Here is an 18,562-nt window from a genome sequence, read left to right as displayed (position 1 = left end):
CGCCACACCAAATAACTGGCAATGCTCATTCCACCTATTATTATTGTTGCGTTAATAAAAAATTCTACAGGAATGTCAATATTGGCCACCTCATTTTATAATCATGCTACTCCAATTGTATGCGCTAACGTGTAATATAGGAGTACTCCCTTTTTGCGGAGTTTTCCCATTTTTAGCCTCACAACAAGTACCACAACGGGTAGCTACCCGTTGTGGTACTTGTTTGATTTTTTGATGAGCAGTTTTCCTGTATCTTATAGATATTTCATAGGAAATTACCACAACAAAGGTGGAAACTCTACTCTTTTGTTGCCTGGTAACAGGTTGTGAACAAACTCCTATTATGCGCAAATAACCTAAATATACCCATACGGGTATAATACGTAATTCTGATAAATTATTGAAAACGCTTTCCCACAGTTCTGTACAGCGAAAACCTCCGAACTCTTTGTAAATTAACGCGCAATTCTTACTTATTTCCCAAATATCCATTAAGCAATCTGGAGAGGGGTGGAGAAGTCTTTGATCTGAGTCTAGATGAGCAGGCCGTTACGAGTTTATTGTGAGATGAAAATGGTCAAAATCAGTTCATAAAGGTTCCCAATAGGCTTATTTTGCATGATAGTATTCTCCGCGACCAGCGTTGCCCGATTAGCAGACCAGAAGTAATGGTGATGCTGTTTTTTATAAATTTCGCATATGTTTTGTATAAATATTTATTATTCAAAGATTTCAATTCACTACCGGACCAATAGCACTTCCCTCCAATAAACATCTTCTCAATTCAGCCAGCCTTTCTACGACCAGTAGATATTCCCAGATCCCCTTAAATTACAATACTTCTTCAACAGACTTATCGGTTCATCCCTTATCATTCCGGATATAAATCACTTTTAGCAGCACACCTACTGCCCATTTGACATTCATAAAATCCCCATGTATATCTGAAATACACACAGCGGTGGTGAATAAAGGTAGAGGAAAGTGCCTCGCCTCTTGTTCACCAGAGGCGAGTGTAGACAGGTCTCTTCGTATCGCCAGACGATATGGAGGAGCAGTTATTCGATCTCACCCTACCTGTCCCCTACACTGCCCACGAGTACTGCTCTACTCTACCGCTGTCCACTGCCAGCTTTCTGCACAATTCATCTTGCCCGTGCCTGCTTCCTATAATCATGCAAATTGATGCACGACGCGCCACTTGCTGCGCCATCGTGTGTGTAATTTAAAAAGAATTCGCACATTGCAATTCTGCATACAGGAGGCACCATGCACGATTTTCAAGGACGTTCCCAGGAATCTCCATTTCGCGTCATTGCCGAACTCGATCCCCCCAAAGGAGCTAACCTCGAATCATTTCTCGATTTTGCCCTGCAAATACGCGGGCGTGTCGATTCAATTCGAATTACCGACTGTGAAAATGCCATCATGCGCATGTCGCCCATTGCTCCGTGCCTTACTCTTTCCGACATCGGTTTTACACCTCAGATGGTCATCAACGGTCGTGACCGAAACCGTATCTCCTTCCAGGCCGATCTACTCGCGGCAGCTGCTTTAGGTGTAAAAGAAGTAGTGTTACAGGTTGGCCACGATACCTCAGAGGGTGACCAGCCTATGGCCAAGTCCAGCGGCGATCTCGACATGCCTGCCATGATAAAATGTGCAACTTCGCTCACCAGAGGGCGCGACCTTGCCGGCGAAGAACTGGACGGATCAACTGCCTATGAGGTAGGGGTTTCCCTGGAATTATCTGACGATGCTGCAGTCAATCGGAAACTTGCCGAATCGTTCCCGGCTATGGCCGACCAGGGTGTTCGCTCGGTAACATTAGGCCCCACCTACGATCTGAACATCCTCGAGTTGTTCGTGCCCGCAGCGGAACAGAACAATATCCGCCTCTATACCTCCATAATGTTTCTCAAGTCGGTTGTAATGATTCGCTATCTCAACAATCTCCCGGGTGTCCCTTCGGTTCCCCAGGAGTACTTAAAGAAGATGATGGATGCCCCGGTCAAAAGGAATGCCGGCATGCACATAGCCGCAGAGTTGTATCGTGAGCTTCAGACCATGAGCGATGGAACTGTTCTGGTTGCCATTGGCCTTGGCGAACGACTACCAGAGTTCCTCACTATGATCGGACGATAAACCTGGAGATAGAAGCGATGGCCAATCATCTACCTCTTCAGTTCAGTATCAGTGCCGGTGACTACTTCGATACCGAACCGTACGCACACCAGATCCTGGAAGAGACCCCCAACGGGGTGATGGTTGTGAGTACCGACCATAAAATCATCTATACTAATCCGGCAGCCAGCAGATTTCTTGAGACCCCATATACCGAGCTGGCTGGACGCCATCTCAGAGACATCTTTACCGGTGAGAACAGGACACTGATTGATCTTTTCCAAAGCTTTTTCACCTCACGCCCTACAAGCCGTAAGTCGCGGTTTAGAAAAGAAATAACTATTGGCAGCCATGACAATGAAACTGAGGATGAGCGGCGGGTACTTGATATCGTATTTGTCTATCCTGCCTCTGCTCCTGATTATTACATTCTCTACCTGATCGACATTTCCCATCTTAAAAGTCTTGAGCGTGAGTTACGCCGCAGAAATGTCTTCTTCCATAACCTGATCGACTCCTCGGTGGATGGCATCATCGCAGCCGATATGAGGGGCAAGATCATCCTCTTCAACGAAGGTGCGCAATCACTGCTTGGTTACAGTGAAGAAGAAACCCGCAACGGTTTCCATGTCACCCAGATCTACAATGAAGGTGTGGCCTATGAAGTCATTGCCCGTATGCGAAGCGAAGAATATGGCGGCAAAGGCAAGCTCCGTAACCAGGAGTTGACCGTCAGACACAAAAATGGCGAAAGCATTCCCGTAAATTTTTCCGGCGGCATAATCTATGACAATGATCAGGAAATCGCCACCTGCGGCATCTTCACAGACCTGCGTGCCATGCAGAAGATCGAGGAAGACCTCGAAAACACCCATCAGATGCTGATGCAGTCTGAAAAAATGGCAGGTCTTGGCCGCCTTGCTGCAGGGGTCGCCCACGAAATCAATAATCCCATGTCCGGTATTATGCTCTATGCCAACATGGTGCTCGAGGATCTGGGGCAGGATCACCCCCTGCAGCAAGACCTGGAGACCATTATCCGCGAAGCAGAACGCTGCAAGGTCATTGTAGCTGATCTATTGGAATTCAGTCACCAGACCAGTTACGAGATGGACCGCCTCAACCTCAACGAGGTGGTTACCAAGACACTGGGGGTACTTAAAAACCAGCCATCCTTTCATAACATCGAAATCGTCCTCAACCTGGCACAGGATCTCTGTCCGATATTCGGCAACGCTATCCGCCTTAACCAGGTTGTGATGAATATCATGGTAAACAGTGCCCAGGCCATGGAGTACGGCGGCACCCTGACTATCACCACCCGCAACAGAGCCGGGCGTGAGTTGGCCGAACTACTGATCAAGGACAGTGGTCACGGCATCACGCCCGATCAGCAGAAGAGAATTTTCGACCCCTTCTTTACCACCAAAAAACCTGGAGAAGGTACGGGCCTCGGCCTTTCGGTTTCTTACGCCATTGTCAAGGAACACCAGGGCACCATACGTGTTATAGAATCTTCTCCTTCAGGCACCACGTTTTCTTTACGATTTCCGGCAGTACAGGACACAGGGAAAAGCATTACCGGACAAGAGCCTGATACTGAACACAATACAGAGCAAACCTCGACTGGAGAAAACCATGCAAAACAGCCCCATTTCACCAGCTAAGGGAAGCAGAAAGCTCCTGAAAAAACTGAGCTCCCGCGATATCGACGTACAGACCTGTTATCAATGTAACCGTTGCTCTGCCGGGTGCCCGGTGGCGGATTACTTTGACCTGCAGCCAATGGAGATCGTGCGACTTGCCTCATACGGCATGGAAGACCAGCTTCTTGCCAGCAGCACCATCTGGCTTTGCGCCTCCTGTGATACCTGCGCAACCCGTTGCCCGAATGACATTGATATTACGGCCCTGATGGATGTGCTGCGGGAACTTGCTCTCAGAAAAGACATCCCGCCAGCCGTCCCTCAGGTTCCCGCCTTCCATGCCTCTTTTCTTGAGTCGGTCAGGCGCTGGGGCCGCACCTATGAAATCGGTATGATTGGTGCCTACAAATTACGTTCAGGGGATTATGCAGGGGATATGAAGCTTGGCATTTCCATGCTGGCCAAAGGAAAACTGAGCCTGCTCCCCCATTCCATCGAAGGTAAACCTGAAATTCGCGAAATCTTTGCGGGCAAAGGAAAGGAGTATGAGCGATGAAAATGACATACTACCCGGGCTGCTCGCTACAGGGCACAGCCAGGGACTACAACGACACCATCTTGGAAGTTTGCCAGACGATCGGCGTTGAGTTGAACGAGATAGAAGACTGGAACTGTTGCGGTGCCTCCTCCGCCCATATGACCAATCATGAAGTCGCCATGCGTCTTTCTATCCGCAACCTCCTGCTCGCTGCAAAATCTTCGGATAACGTTCTGATCCCCTGCTCTGCCTGCTACCAGAGACTAAAGGCAGCCGATAAAGCCTTACGCGAAGATCCGGAATACTGGGATGTAACCGACTATAACCCGGACTTCAAACTGGTCCATATCTCGAGTTTTCTGGCTGAGCCTGAAATACTTGAACTCATCGCCGATAAAGTAATTCAACCGGTCGGCAAAATGAAAGTTGCCTGTTATTACGGCTGTCTGTCACTCAGGCCACCTCATATAACCGATGCGCCCAATCATGAAATGCCCACCACGCTTGAGAACATAGTTACGGCAATCGGCGCAGATCCTGTCTCATGGTCACATAAAACAGAGTGCTGCTCCGGCAGTCTTACCATGACCAGACCCGATATTGCAGGCAAGCTGGTTGGTGAGATTGTTGAAGCCGCCCGCCGTGGAGGAGCGACAGCCATGGTAACGGACTGCCCCATGTGTCAGGCCAATGTGGAAAGCAGGCAGGAGCTCCCACCGGGAACATCAATGGTTGTCTATTATGCAACTGAACTGATCGCCGCAGCCCTGACCGGCTCGTACCCTGAAAAACAGCAGAAGGTGCATCTGGTACCTGCCCACGCCCTGCAAGCCCATATGGAACGTTCTGCTCACAATGCAGGGACAGCCACAGGGAGTACGACAGAGACTACATCTCAAAAGGAGGAATCAGCATGACTCCTGATCTCTTCAATCCCGGTTTAAAAACAGGATCAAGCACAGAATCCGGCACAGAGACCACAACGCTCCCCACCGGTGCCGTGCTTGTTATCGGCGGTGGTATCAGCGGCATGCAGTCGGCCCTCGACCTGGCCAACAGCGGCTACAAGGTCTACATGGTCGAAAAATCCCCGGCCATTGGCGGTAAAATGGCCCAGCTCGATAAGACCTTCCCAACCAATGACTGCTCGATGTGCATCGTTTCACCCAAACTGGTTGAAGTGGGCAAACATCGAAATATAGAGCTGTTAACCCATAGCGAACTCAGCTCGCTGGATGGCGAACAGGGCAACTTCAAAGCTATCGTCACCAGCCGCGCCCGCTATGTTGACACCAACAGCTGCACAGGTTGCGGGCTCTGTGAATATACCTGTCCGGTAACTCACCGCTCCGATTTTCCGGAGTTTGAAGAAAAAGACGGAAAACGCAAACCTCTCAGAGCCAAAGAAAAGAAGGTCATTACCGGCTCCCTGCCGCCACGTCCAACGAAGATTCAGCCCTGGACCTTTACTGTCGATACAGACAAATGCGGCAAATGCGGCCTGTGCAAGAAAGCCTGCCTGCAAGCTGCTATCAACTGGCAGAAAGGTGAAAAAGCTGTGATAGATCAGGCGTTGTGTACAGCCTGCGGTGCCTGTTATTCAGCCTGCCCCGCCAAGTTTGATGCAATTGAGATCACCAACGCCCTGGATCTCGAACAAAGTCTTGGTGCCGCTCTGGTTACCCGTTCTGCCGAAATCAAGAAAGAGTTTTCAGAAATGGCACCGGAGCAGTGCATCCGTTGCGGTCTCTGCAGCCTGATGTGCAAGGAGGTTATGGGTATAGGCGCCCTGAAGCTTGATAAGAACGGTATCGAGGCTGGCACGGATATCTGCCAGATGTGCGGGGCCTGTATCTCGGTATGCCCTGTAGATTTTCTTGCGATGGACAAACTCAGCAACCGCACCGCCGCGCCCTTGCTCGATGAGTTCAATGAACGGCTCAATAGCAGAAAACCCGTCAACATTTTCTATCCGCAAGCTGTTCCAAGGGTGCCGGTGATAGATGAAACCAGCTGTGTACAGCTCAATACCGGCAATTGCGGCATCTGCCAATCCGTCTGCGGAGTTGGAGCCATAAGGTATGAAGATGTGGTCACAGAGACCGAGATCGAAGTCGGCTCAGTGATTTTCTCGCCGGGGTTTGAGGTGAGTGATCCCAAGCTACGTGCGGAATTCGGTTACGGTATCTATAAAAACGTTCTCACCTCAATCGAGTTTGAACGGCTGCTCTCCGCCTCCGGCCCCACCTCCGGCGAGGTTGTACGGCCGGGCGACAACAGCCACCCGAAGAAGATAGCCTGGATTCAATGCGTCGGATCACGCGATCAAAGCTGCAACCGGGAATACTGCTCATCAGTCTGCTGTATGTATGCCACCAAAGAGGCGTACATCGCACGCGAGCATGACAAGGCCATCGAACCAACTATTTTCTATATCGATATGCGTTCGTTCGGCAAGAATTTCGACAACTACATCGAACGTGCCAAGAACAATAAGGTGCGATATGTGCGGGCCATGGTGAGTCGCGCCTACGAAGATCCGCAGACCGGTGATCTGGAGTTGCGTTATACCGATGAAAACGGCCAACGTCAGCGTGAGACCTTTGACATGGTGGTGCTCTCAGTGGGTATCCAGGTCAAAAAGGAGAGCTGGATACTGGCCGAAAAACTGCAGATCGAAATGGATAAATATGGTTTCGCGAGTACCAGCTCATTCGCACCACTCACCACTTCCCGCCCCGGTATTTTTGCAAGCGGAGCTTTCAACGGCCCTAAAGATATCCCAGAGACTGTTATCGAAGCATCCGGTGCGGCCCAGGCTGCCTCCGCACCGTTATCTAGCGCCAGAAACAGCCTTATTAGCAGGGAAACGCTGCCAGAAGAAAAAACTATTGCAGACGATGCGCTTCGAATTGGCGTATTTATCTGCCACTGTGGAGCCAATATCGCCTCTGTTGTCAACGTGGAAGAGGTGATGAACTATGCCTCCACCCTGCCCGGCGTCGTCTACGTCGATAAACCGCTCTACACCTGCTCCCAGGATACCCAGGAGCGCATGCGTGAAATCATAGAAGAACATAACCTCAATCGCATAGTTGTTTCGGCCTGCTCGCCTACCACCCATGAGCCTTTATTCATGTCCACCATCCGGGCGGCAGGCCTGAACAAATATTATTTCGACATGGCAAATATCCGCGACCAATGCAGTTGGGTTCACCCGCTGGAGCCTGAAAAAGCCACGGAAAAAGCCAAACAGCTCACCAGGATGGCCGTGGCCAACGCTTCTGCCGCCGAAGCATTGCAGGAGATTGAATTCCCGGTGGACACCCGCCTGCTTATCATCGGCGGCGGACTGGCCGGTATGAACGCCGCCCTGGAAGCGGCCAACCAGGGGTGTTCGGTCTATCTGCTGGAAAAGGAGGCTGTATTGGGCGGCAACCTTAACAGGCTGCGCCGCACCACCGACGGTCTTGATGTGCAGAATTACCTGAACACTCTCGTCCATCAGGTGGAGCAGGATGAGCGCATCAAGGTCTACACCAGCTCCGAGGTGGTGGAGCATTCCGGCTTTGTCGGCTCGTTTGAAACTGAGATCATCACCCCATCCGGCACCCCCAGAGTGCTCAAGCATGGGGCTATCCTCCTCGCCACAGGTGGCCACGAGAACCGGCCGAAGCTCTATGGTCTCGGTGAGGCCAAACGAGTTATCACCCAGAGTGAATTCGAACAACTCATTGAAGAAAACCCAAAGGGCGTTGCAGGCTGCAACAGCGTGGTGATGATCCAGTGCGCAGGCTCCAGAGATGCGGAGCATCAGGACTACTGCTCGCGGGTCTGCTGCAATCAGGCGGTCAAGAACAGCCTGAGTTTAAAAGAACTCAATCAGGACTGCCGGGTGGATATCCTCTATCGTGACATGAGGACCTACGGCCTTGGAGAGCTGAATTACCTGAAGGCGCGTGAACTCGGGGTCAATTTCATCCGTTACCAGCCTGAGCAGAATATGCCGGAAGTATTACCAACAGAAAAGGCAGTCAACATCACTATCCATGATCCATCCATCCGGGCCGACGTTACTCTTTCAGCTGATCTGCTGGTGCTTTCCACAGGCATTACGCCAGGCAATACGGAAGAACTCTCTTCAATGCTTCGTTGCACCCGAAACAGTAACGGTTTCTTCATCGAGGCACATGCAAAACTCAGACCGGTGGATCTGCCCAGCGAAGGGCTCTTCATGGCCGGCACCGCCCATGGCCCGAAAAACATTCCGGAAACTATCTCACAGGCCCAGGCTGCTGTGGCCAGGGCCCTGACAATACTCTCGAGGGACAAGCTCACTCTCTCTGCGGTTGTCTCCAAGGTAGATCCTGTCAACTGTGCGGTATGCCTTACCTGTGTGCGGGCCTGCCCGTATGGTGTGCCGGTCATCAATGAAGAACATACCGCCGAGATCAACCCGGCGCTGTGCCAGGGTTGTGGAATTTGCGTTGCCGAATGCCCGGCCAAGACCATCTACCTTGGTCGCTATAACGATCAGAATATCTTTGCAAAGGTTAACTCGGGCAGTACACAAGCCGTTCAACCAGACGAATCACAAAATATATCAACCGAAAGTTCACAAACTGTCGAGGAGGTACCAGCATGACGAGCGATCAATCTGTGAAGATCATCGCCTTTGCCTGCCGCCATTGAGCGTACTCAGCCGCGGACCTGGCAGGTTCGGAAAGAAGGCAATACCCGCCATCTGTCTCCATCGTCATGTTGCCCTGCACCGGCAGGATAGAGGAGGCGCTGATGCTGCAGGCGTTCGAGGGAGGGGCGGATGGTGTAATGGTAGTCGGCTGTCTCGAGGGCGACTGCCATTACATCTCCGGTAACCTGAGAGCAAAAGCGAGGGTGAACCGGGTAGCCACGATATTACAGGATATCGGCATCGGTGAAGAGCGTATACGAATGTACAACTTAAGCGCCGGTGAAGGTGCGAAATTTGCTGCCTATGCGAATGAATTCGCAGAACATATCGAACAACTCGGCTTCAGCCGGGTAAATATCGCACGAAACCCGGACCTTGAATCAACACCTGAGTCTAAAACAACAGAAGCAGAAGAGGGCCAATCGGCAAAAGAGCCGGAACCGGTCTCTGAGGAGGCATAGCCAATGATCACCGGAACACCAAAACCAATCCAAGAAGTGCTGGAGATGCTTGAGCCTTACAGCCGTGTGGTTGTGGCCGGCTGCTTTGGTTGCGTCACTGTCTGTCGGGTAGGCGGAGAAAAGGAAGTACAGGTTCTCTCCTCCTCGCTACGACTCGCAAGAGAGGCAAAGGGCAACAAACTGGAGATAAAAGAAGTGTGCCTCGAGCGGCAATGCGACCCCGAATACCTCGATCAACTTCGTCCCTATGTAGCCGATTACGATGCGGTACTCTCCATCGCCTGCGGTGCAGGCATCCAGTTTGTTGCAGAGAAATATCCTACAACTCCTGTCCTGCCTGGGATCAACACCGGTTTTCTCGGAGTGGCTGAGAGGCAGGGAGAGTGGGCCGAGCGTTGCCAGGGCTGCGGAGACTGTGTACTGCACCTCACCGGCGGTATCTGCCCGGTAAGCCGCTGCGCCAAATCACTGTTTCATGGCCCATGCGGAGGCTCTGCCAAGGGCATCTGTGAGGTTTCCCCGGATGTTGCCTGCGGCTGGCAATTGATCATTGACCGGCTTAAAGCGCTCAACCAGATGGACAATTATGGCAAACTCATCCCCTACAAAGGCTGGAGCACTTCGCGTGACGGTGGCCCACGCCGCATTATACGGGAGGATATGACATTATGAAATCGGGAAGCAACCTGGAAAAAGTAATGAATGCGGGCCATTTCGCCGTCACTGCGGAGTGCGGGCCTCCCCGCGGTGCAGATGCCGATATCGTTCGCAAAAAAGCCGCTTTTGTTAAAGGCAATGTCGATGCCTGTAACGTCACCGATAACCAGACCTCTGTGGTTCGAATGAGCTCTCTTGCCGGGTGCTTGCTGGTGAAAGAATCCGGCACAGAACCGCTGATTCAGATGGTGGTGCGCGACAGAAACCGCATCGCCCTGCAATCCGACCTCCTGGGGGCCGCCGCCATGGGTGTTCGCAATTTGCTTTGCCTCTCCGGCGATCATCAGAAATTCGGCGACGATCCCCAGGCTAAGAACGTCTTCGATATTGACTCGATCCAGCTGATCGACATGGTCAGGCGAATGCGTGATGATGGAATCTTTCCCTCCGGCAAGAAGCTTGAGGGCAAACCGGAATTCTTTATCGGCTGTGCGGTTAATCCCTTTGCCGACCCCTATGAAATCAGGGTGCCCAGATTTAAGCTGAAAGTTCAGGCCGGAGCCGATTTTGTGCAGACCCAGTGCATCTATAATATGGATAAGTTCAAACAGTACATGGAAGATGCGAAAAAAGAGGGCCTGCATGAGAGTTGCAAGATACTGGCCGGTGTCACTCCACTCAAGTCGGCAGGCATGGCCAAATTCATGAAAAAATTTGTGGCCGGCATGGACATCCCCGATGAGGTCATCAAACGCATCGGCGACGAGCCCAAGGAGAAACAAGCGGAAAAGGGTATCGAGATGTGTGTCGAGCAGATTCAGGAGTTAAAAGAAATTGAGGGAATCGCAGGCGTTCATGTGATGGCCATCGAATGGGAGGAAAAACTGGAAAAAATCATTGGAGATGCGGGGCTGTTGCCCCGCCCCATAGTCGCCTGAGAGTGTACCGGAGAAAGCCCTTTTGCTCCAGTTCTGCGTTATTGATTGGAAATCAATGCTCGCAATATTCAGTATGTGGCTCCGCTTAATTCCCAATCAACGCCTTGACCTGCAGCAAAATGCCGATTCTCCGGCAAACTCTTTAAGCAAAAGCTGGTTGAACAGACCCGGGGACAGTCGGTTCACACAGCAATAAGCAAAAAAAACAGTTCCACTCTTCAGGGAGAACATTATGGCTGAGAAAAAAACTGTACTGCTGGTTGATGACGATCCTGATTTCGTAGAAGCTGTGAAAGTGATCGTGGAAAGCGGCGGCTACAACGTGCAGGTCGCCTACGACGGTAAAGAGGGAATAGAGGCGGTCAAGACCGCAAGGCCTGACATCATCGTACTGGATGTGATGATGCCGGTTATGGACGGCCATGCAGCCTGTGCAGCTCTTAAAAGCAACCCGGAAACCCAGGATATTCCAATAATTTTGTTGACTGCGGTTGCAGATCGGGTCACCACTTCCAAGTATTCGCATCGCGATATGCTGGAGAGTGAGGCTGAGGATTATATGCCGAAGCCGGTTGATCCGCCGGAGCTGCTCAGTTTGATTCGCCGCTGGTTAGTATAATCAGTCCATCGAGCATCATCTTCTTCAGTGTTTCGGTGTTAAGCATAGTACAACTATAGCTTAACACCGAAAACTTCGAATTTGACGCCACCTGAACTGATTACCAATCCACTCATTGTAGGTAAACATATAAAAGCTTTGTCCTGGGCAGATAATGTTTCAGCATCTACACCAGGCATGTCGTTTATAAGCACTATTACCAACTGCGGAGAGTCATGGCAGAGATGCGTGTTCTGATAATTGATGATGAAGAAGTGATCCGTGAAGGTGTGCAGCGGGCACTCTCGAACCGGGGGTATGTAATCGCCAAGGCTGAGAATGGCGAGGCTGGTATTGAGATGATCCGTGATCAGGGTTTTGATATCGTGCTGCTCGATCTGATGATGCCCGGTATCGACGGTTTTGGTGTGCTTGAATGGGTGAAAGAACATCAGCCGCAGATAGAAGTTATAGTCATCACCGGCTTTGCCACCGTCTCCAAGGCGGTGTCAGCCATGAAACAGGGGGCCTTTGATTTTGTCGGTAAGCCCTTCACACCTGACTATATTCGCATAGTGGTGAGTCGTGCCGCAGATAAAATCAAACTCGAACGGGAAACCCATCGCCTTCGTGAAGAACATACACTGAACATCGCGACCATTCAGAACGAACAGAGCAGATTGAAGACAGTCTTTGGCTGCATGGCCGAGGCGGTGGTCATTACCGATAACACTGGGGTGGTTGTCCATCACAACCCCGCCGCCATAAAGATTCTCGAAATCCAGACCGACCCGGTAGTCGGTAAGGATATCGCCCAGTCCATCCTCGACACAAATGCCGTGGAAATGGTTCACCAGGCAATGGCCAAACAGGTGGTAGTGACCAGGGAGTTTCAGCCCGGCACCATTTCCCGAAAATACCTCAGGGCCCATTGCGCTCCCGTAACCTCTGAGAGCGGCAGAGTCATCGGCTCAGTCACCGCTTTTGAGGATATTTCCACACATAAGCAAATAGACCGCATGAAGTCGGACTTCGTGGCCATGGTTGCCCACGAGCTGAAATCACCTCTCGCCTCGGTGGAGCAGATGATTTACGCATTGCAGGTCGGCTGCAAATATGAATCAGGCCAAGCTTGTTCGACCATGCATAAACGAATAACCGTGCGCACCCGGGATCTGCTGCGGATGATCGACAACCTGCTGAATTTGTCAAAAATGGAAAACGGCACCGTAGAGTTCAACCTTGAACCTGTCCGTGGCCATGAAGTTCTCGACCACATTCTCGATGTGGTTCGGGAGCAGGCGGAAAACAAGGAAATAACCATCGCCTACATGCCCAGCGATGAAGACTGGTGGTTCAATGTCGATTATGACCATATCCGCACCGCTTTTATGAATATCATCTCCAACGCCCTGAAATACACACCCCAAGGTGGCCGGGTAGAGATCGCCACCACGGTGATTGGCGGTTTTGCCAACTTATCTGTTCAGGATTCGGGAATCGGGATCAGCGACGAAGACCTGCCCCACATATTTGACAGGTTTTTCAGAGTGAAAGGCAAAGCCACCAGGCACATCACCGGCTCTGGTCTGGGGTTATCCCTGGTAAAAGAGGTTGTCGAAGCACACCAGGGTTATATTGATGTACACTCAGAACTTGGTGAAGGAACCTGCTTTACCCTGAGTTTTCCGATAACGGAGCCAGTCAAGGCAACGCCGGAGCATGTTGCTGCCGAGGCACAACCAGGTTAGCCCAAAAATCAGCAAGCCGTGTCTAATCGAGAAATATTTGAATTAATTCACTTATTCCTCAACACCATTCGATTGGCTCTTTTCATCACCAGCCAGCGACAAATAGCCAACGAGAGCACATAGGCAAAAAACGCCGCGACAAGCCCCGCAATCACGCTGCCTACCATCAATGGTACAATTATATCCCCCGAAAGTTGGCGAATCAGCCGCCACTGCTCCACGATATCAAGGGAGCCGATATCGAGTAACTGCGCAGCAATGCCGGTAAAAGAGCGGTACACTTCCTTCACTGGAGGCCCGGCGAAAAAAAGTTTTCCCACCATGTAATTGAAGGTGTACAAGGGGGCCATGGTCGCCGGATTGGAAATCCAGATAGCCAATATAGAGGCGGGCCGATTGCAGTTCAGCAAGGTGGCAAGAAAAATCACAATTACCATCTGAATGCCTACTGTAGGGGTAAACGCAACGAATGTCCCTAATGCGAAACCTCCGGCAATAGCCTTTGGAGAGCGTCTCAGCCTGACCAGCCAGCGGAAAACCGGTCTGAAAGGAATAATAATCCGCTTCTTATCCTTTTGCTCCAAACTTCCCTCAACCTGTAAAGATATCTATAGATTCAACTCGTACTGACTACACCGCCTGTACACTAATCATAGTTTGGCGAAGTACCAATACCAGAAACAGCCATGTCTATGCGAACAACCTTGCAGCTATCAGAATCATCTGATTTCACAACACGTATTACAAGTAGAAACCATTACCCTGTTGATGCTGGCCCTGAGTTCGGCTTCTCGTATTAAATAGAGAAAGAGCATGAGCAGATCGTGTGGTCTCAGGCAACTTATACTTGGTTACGCATTTCAACACGACCTTTATTGCTGTTTCAAGAGAAATTTTATGTCCAGGGCTGACGTAAATCGGTTTCACTCCCCTCCTGGTTCGGACCACCGCACCAATGACTTCATCGCCGTCTCTAAGCTCGACCAGACTCCCCTTCTCTTCACCAACCTCTTCATGACTGCCGCAAAGACGGCTTTTACCAACCCCCAATGCAGGAATACCCGTGATACAGCCCAGGTGACAGGCTATACCAAATCGCCGTGGGTGCGCTATCCCCTGGCCGTCACATAAGAAGATATCGGGCCACACGGAAAGATGTTCAAGCGCTTTCAAAACAACAGGTAATTCACGAAACGAGAGCAGACCAGGGACATAGGGAAAGGTAAGCTCGCTTTCAGCCACAGCACTCTCCACCAAGGTCAGATCATCGTAGCGCAACACCGCAACAGCAGCCCGCCCACGATTGCTGGCCTTATCAAATCCTACATCTACACCGGCCACCAGCTCGATTGTATCAAACTGATCCTTAACAATGACCTGCTGTTGCAGTTCACGCTGGAGACGTACTGCTTCTTTAGGGGAAATAGCGGTTGAATCAAAATGCCATTGCGTCTTTTTCATGATCAATTGCTCAAAAAAAAGGGCAGTCAGCATTTCTACCCGACCGCACCAGATATTTGAATATTTCATCACCTCTCACTCAGTGTGAGGGTACCAGAGTTGTACATTGTACTGTTCATTATCAATTTGAAAATGGGAACTTATCGCCAATTTGCCATCCTCGTCAATCACAATATTGGCAGTAAAATTGCCACCACCTGAATCATTGAGTTCGCATATCAGCTCTTTACCTGATGGAGCTGTAAGCAGCATCTTCCCAGCCAGAGTGGTGAGTTTCTTTTCAGCTTTTTAAAAGGTGGCCATTACCTGGTGGGTAATGCCATCCGGATCACCCGTGTTCATACCGACCATGGACGTTACCTGAAACTCCGCCTGCATATCAATCCAGGGTCGCGATATGTATGCAGGTGCCACCCTGATTTGCTCCGAACGTCATCCCCTCTTCTGCAAAAGCTCCACTCCCCCACGGAACAACTGCCAGAAATACGATTATCAACAGTACATATACGTTGTTCATGATTCCCATTTTCACTATTCACCTTTCCCATGGAGATGAACCATCCGGATATGCCAATAATTTACTATGTTCCATTCAATAATAGATGACTGTACTGTGGTTGTCCACCAAAGGGTCATACCCGAATTTCCCTTGAGCGTTGTGTCAATTTTACAATCTGATTCCCCCTGAAACTCAGCTTTTAGTTGTTACCAATCCTCTCCCAGCTTGAGCATTTCCTTTAAAGCACCTAAAATTTACATATATTCCGTTAACAAATCATATTCTGCCAACATTTTAAGGGAGCGCAATCCCATGAAAATCCACCAGTCCTATGTTCACGGTGCCAGCCATACGCCTCTTCTTGGTGAAACCTTGGGGGAAAATTTTGATAACACAGTCAGGAAGTTCCCCGATAATGAAGCGCTGGTAGTGCGTCATCAGCAAATACGCTGGACCTATAGTGAGCTCCAGGAAAAAGTGAACAAATTTACGGCCGGATTGCTGGCTCTTGGACTTAAGCCGGGCGACAGGATTGGTATATGGTCACCGAACAATAGCGAGTGGGTGATAAGTCAGCTTGCCACTGCTAAAATCGGTCTGATTCTGGTGAATATAAATCCGGCTTATCGACTGGCAGAGCTAGAATACGCCTTGAATGCGGTGGAGGCCAGGGCGCTTATCTATGCCAATTCATTTCGCACCAGCAATTACTGCGCAATGCTCCATGAAATAGCACCGGAAATTGATGATTGCAGGCCCGGAGCCTTGATGACGCACCGGTTACCGCACCTGAAAATCCTGATCCAGATCGGGGGGCAGCCCCAGAGAGGAGTTTTTGATTTTTTAGAAATCCCCTGGCTGGCCGACAACAATTCAGCTGCCAAAGTCAAACAGGTACAACAAAGCCTGCAGTTTGATTCACCAATCAACATCCAGTTTACCAGCGGCACCACCGGCTCGCCCAAAGGGGCAACCCTCTCACATTTCAACATCCTAAACAACGCCTACTTTATTGGTGAGGCTATGAAACTCACCGAGAAAGACCGCCTCTGCATCCCCGTGCCGCTCTATCACTGTTTCGGCATGGTTCTCGGCAATCTCGCCTGCATAACGCACGGTTCAACAATGGTCTTTCCTGCAGAAGGTTTTGAGCCACTGGCGGTGCTAGAGACGATCTCCGAAGAGCGATGCACTGCTCTTCATGGCGTGCCTACGATGTTCATCGCCGAACTTGATCATCCACGTTTTCACGAGTTCAAACTCGACAGTCTCCGCACCGGCATCATGGCAGGTGCTCCCTGCCCGACTGAAATAATGAAACGGGTGATCTCAAAGATGCACATGTCTGAAATAACAATTGCCTACGGTATGACAGAGACAAGCCCGGTAAGCTTTCAGAGCGGCACCAACGAACCTCTGGAGAAAAGAGTGAAAACAGTGGGGCGTGTTCACCCCCATGTGGAGGCAAAGATTATAGACCAGTCAGGAAGAACTGTGCCTCCAGGTACCAAAGGTGAGTTACTGACACGGGGCTATATTGTGATGCAGGGATACTGGAACGATGAAGAGCGAACCAGAAAAGCTATAGACAACGCAGGCTGGATGCACACCGGGGATTTGGCCATACTCGATGAAGAAGGATATTGCTCGATTGTCGGCAGGTTAACGGATATGGTCATTCGAGGAGGTGAAAACATCTATCCCAGAGAAATAGAAGAACTCCTGTACAGTTACCATAAAATCAAAGACGTTCAAGTGTTTGGAGTACCGGACAGCAAATTCGGAGAAGAACTGTGTGCCTGGATTATCCTGCATGAAGATGAAACTGCCGATGAAGAGGAGATACATGAATTCTGCAAGGACAAGATCTCACATTTCAAAATCCCACGCTATATCCGTTTTGTTGATGAATACCCCATGACCGTGACAGGCAAGATTCAAAAATTCATCATGCGCAAAGAAATGGTTGCCGAACTGCAAAACACCACAACCTGAAACAGCCGTTTCCCTTTTGCCCGAATCACCCTGTTTTCGTGTGATATATTTTCAGGTAATCTTTAAAGTCAGTGTCGGCAAGTTCTGCGGCGATTACAGTTTTGGCTAATTCAGCATCAATAACAAGATTGGTTATCTCGATACTGTTGGTGTCTATGCTTCCACCATCACAATGTCCAAGGGCGGTCCACCCAAGTACCTGATTCATCCTGTCCTGAATGAGATAGCGTTTCTCGAGTGCTTTTTCACCATCAAGGCCGTTCAGACCATATTCGATCATCACCAGCCATTCTGGCTCAAGCTCCCTGAACCCTTGCCGTTGCAGTGATTCGATTTCTTTTTTCACCTTTTTTTCGGCTTTCGAAAAGAATGAGTCCTTCACAAACCTGGTCATCCCTTTTGTGCCAAGTTCTCCCCAATGAACTATCTGACTGCCATCATCGTGCTGCCATGTCTCCCAGTACTCTCGCAGCTCTTCAGTGAGCCTGTACAACTTGATCATAGCCTTTCCTCAAAATTAAATTTGCCCTTAATTTTCAATACATCTGGCACATTACCACACATTTCTGGTAATTCACATTTTTTCTATGCCTGGGCCCAAAAAGGAAAGTGTTACTTCGAGGTGACGGGACTGGGATCGGCTGGATCCACTCGTGTTGCATCCAGTAGGTCATTCGGTAAAGTAGCTATCATCAGGACGTATATTGGTTTTCACCATCACTGCTTCCAGAAATTCACTGGTGGAATTATTCATAAAGGTATGATTCTGGTATGGTTTGACGACAACGGACGTGCCAGGGAAAATACTGATCTCCCGACCATCAAGCAGCGCCCTGCCCTCTCCGGAAGTAAAATGAAAAAACTCTGTGGTGTACTTATGATAATGCTCTAACTTACCGCTACGGAATCGGATAAGAGACACCTCTGTCCCTTCTTGCCTCAAGGTTTTGTCAGCCGCCTGCAAACAAGTGGCATAACCATTTTTTTCTACCCACTCGTTCATATTCTCCCTTTCCTGCATGCTCATTGATTCGGTTATATGCAGTAATACAATTAGACTACGGTATTACAAACTCCAGCATCTTACCATAACAATTCTATACAGTTAAAGAGGTTACCATATAGCACGACAAGAGTCATAAAATAAATATCTCATTATCACTAAAGCTTAGCTTCACAAGGTAAGGCGTGCGGAGCAAAG

15 protein-coding genes and 1 pseudogene are annotated in these 18,562 nt (G+C 50.0%); 11 read left to right on the top strand and 5 right to left on the bottom strand.

The window, feature by feature from the left end; genetic code table 11:
• The first annotated feature begins 1,269 nt into the window (after nt 1-1,269).
• From ACN5NT_RS08240 to ACN5NT_RS08195, 10 genes and pseudogenes are all read left to right on the top strand, one after another.
• On the top strand, nt 1,270-2,145 hold the full coding sequence (locus ACN5NT_RS08240) for a hypothetical protein (protein WP_419175104.1): 876 nt from the start codon (nt 1,270-1,272) through the stop codon (nt 2,143-2,145).
• Nucleotides 2,146-2,162: 17 nt separating this feature from the next.
• Complete coding sequence (locus ACN5NT_RS08235; RefSeq protein ID WP_419175103.1) at nt 2,163-3,791, top strand: ATP-binding protein; 1,629 nt, start codon at nt 2,163-2,165, stop codon at nt 3,789-3,791.
• Nucleotides 3,763-4,326, top strand: coding sequence for a 4Fe-4S dicluster domain-containing protein (locus tag ACN5NT_RS08230; protein WP_136797820.1), 564 nt, complete (start codon nt 3,763-3,765; stop codon nt 4,324-4,326). Before ACN5NT_RS08235 ends, ACN5NT_RS08230 begins: the two co-directional genes overlap by 29 nt.
• Entirely contained in the window at nt 4,323-5,225 is a 903-nt protein-coding gene (locus tag ACN5NT_RS08225) for a CoB--CoM heterodisulfide reductase iron-sulfur subunit B family protein (RefSeq protein WP_419175102.1), read from the top strand. Before ACN5NT_RS08230 ends, ACN5NT_RS08225 begins: the two co-directional genes overlap by 4 nt.
• A gap of 113 nt (nt 5,226-5,338) precedes the next feature.
• Nucleotides 5,339-8,815 (top strand): annotated as a pseudogene (locus ACN5NT_RS08220) (4Fe-4S binding protein); the annotation flags it as partial.
• Between the two features lie 134 nt (nt 8,816-8,949).
• Nucleotides 8,950-9,462 (top strand): hydrogenase iron-sulfur subunit, encoded by a 513-nt coding sequence (locus ACN5NT_RS08215; protein ID WP_419175101.1) that lies wholly within the window; start codon nt 8,950-8,952, stop codon nt 9,460-9,462.
• Nucleotides 9,463-9,465: 3 nt separating this feature from the next.
• On the top strand, nt 9,466-10,134 hold the full coding sequence (locus ACN5NT_RS08210) for a methylenetetrahydrofolate reductase C-terminal domain-containing protein (RefSeq protein WP_136797824.1): 669 nt from the start codon (nt 9,466-9,468) through the stop codon (nt 10,132-10,134).
• Entirely contained in the window at nt 10,131-11,057 is a 927-nt protein-coding gene (locus tag ACN5NT_RS08205; protein ID WP_136797825.1) for a methylenetetrahydrofolate reductase, read from the top strand. Before ACN5NT_RS08210 ends, ACN5NT_RS08205 begins: the two co-directional genes overlap by 4 nt.
• 232 nt (nt 11,058-11,289) lie before the next feature.
• On the top strand, nt 11,290-11,676 hold the full coding sequence (locus ACN5NT_RS08200) for a response regulator (protein ID WP_136797826.1): 387 nt from the start codon (nt 11,290-11,292) through the stop codon (nt 11,674-11,676).
• A 215-nt stretch (nt 11,677-11,891) separates the two neighbouring features.
• Nucleotides 11,892-13,406: a response regulator gene (locus ACN5NT_RS08195; RefSeq protein WP_419175100.1), complete on the top strand. Its 1,515-nt coding sequence runs from the start codon at nt 11,892-11,894 to the stop codon at nt 13,404-13,406.
• Nucleotides 13,407-13,453: 47 nt separating this feature from the next.
• Here the strand turns inward: ACN5NT_RS08195 and ACN5NT_RS08190 are convergent, their stop codons facing one another.
• From ACN5NT_RS08190 to ACN5NT_RS08180, 3 genes are all read right to left on the bottom strand, one after another.
• Complete coding sequence (locus ACN5NT_RS08190; protein ID WP_167495784.1) at nt 13,454-13,990, bottom strand: DUF2062 domain-containing protein; 537 nt, start codon at nt 13,988-13,990, stop codon at nt 13,454-13,456.
• Nucleotides 13,991-14,147: 157 nt separating this feature from the next.
• Nucleotides 14,148-14,936, bottom strand: a complete 789-nt coding sequence (gene nfi / locus ACN5NT_RS08185; RefSeq protein WP_419175099.1) for a deoxyribonuclease V — start codon at nt 14,934-14,936, stop codon at nt 14,148-14,150.
• A gap of 310 nt (nt 14,937-15,246) precedes the next feature.
• Nucleotides 15,247-15,393 (bottom strand): hypothetical protein, encoded by a 147-nt coding sequence (locus ACN5NT_RS08180; RefSeq protein WP_419175098.1) that lies wholly within the window; start codon nt 15,391-15,393, stop codon nt 15,247-15,249.
• A gap of 285 nt (nt 15,394-15,678) precedes the next feature.
• On the opposite strand from ACN5NT_RS08180, the gene ACN5NT_RS08175 reads away from it, so the two are divergent.
• Nucleotides 15,679-17,361: an AMP-binding protein gene (locus ACN5NT_RS08175; RefSeq protein WP_136797829.1), complete on the top strand. Its 1,683-nt coding sequence runs from the start codon at nt 15,679-15,681 to the stop codon at nt 17,359-17,361.
• A 25-nt stretch (nt 17,362-17,386) separates the two neighbouring features.
• On the opposite strand, the gene ACN5NT_RS08170 is transcribed toward ACN5NT_RS08175, so the two are convergent.
• Both ACN5NT_RS08170 and ACN5NT_RS08165 read right to left on the bottom strand, forming a co-directional pair.
• Nucleotides 17,387-17,863, bottom strand: coding sequence for a hypothetical protein (locus ACN5NT_RS08170; RefSeq protein WP_419175097.1), 477 nt, complete (start codon nt 17,861-17,863; stop codon nt 17,387-17,389).
• A 168-nt stretch (nt 17,864-18,031) separates the two neighbouring features.
• A complete protein-coding gene (locus tag ACN5NT_RS08165) occupies nt 18,032-18,364 on the bottom strand; it encodes a cupin domain-containing protein (protein WP_167495785.1) in 333 nt (110 codons plus the stop codon).
• Nucleotides 18,365-18,562: the final 198 nt, after the last annotated feature.

This window comes from Desulfosediminicola sp., assembly GCF_048381775.1.
Classification (GTDB): Bacteria; Desulfobacterota; Desulfobulbia; order Desulfobulbales; family Desulfocapsaceae; genus Desulfopila; species Desulfopila ganghwensis.
Note: the sequence above shows the minus strand (reverse complement) of the source record. Positions and strands in the feature narration are given on the sequence as shown.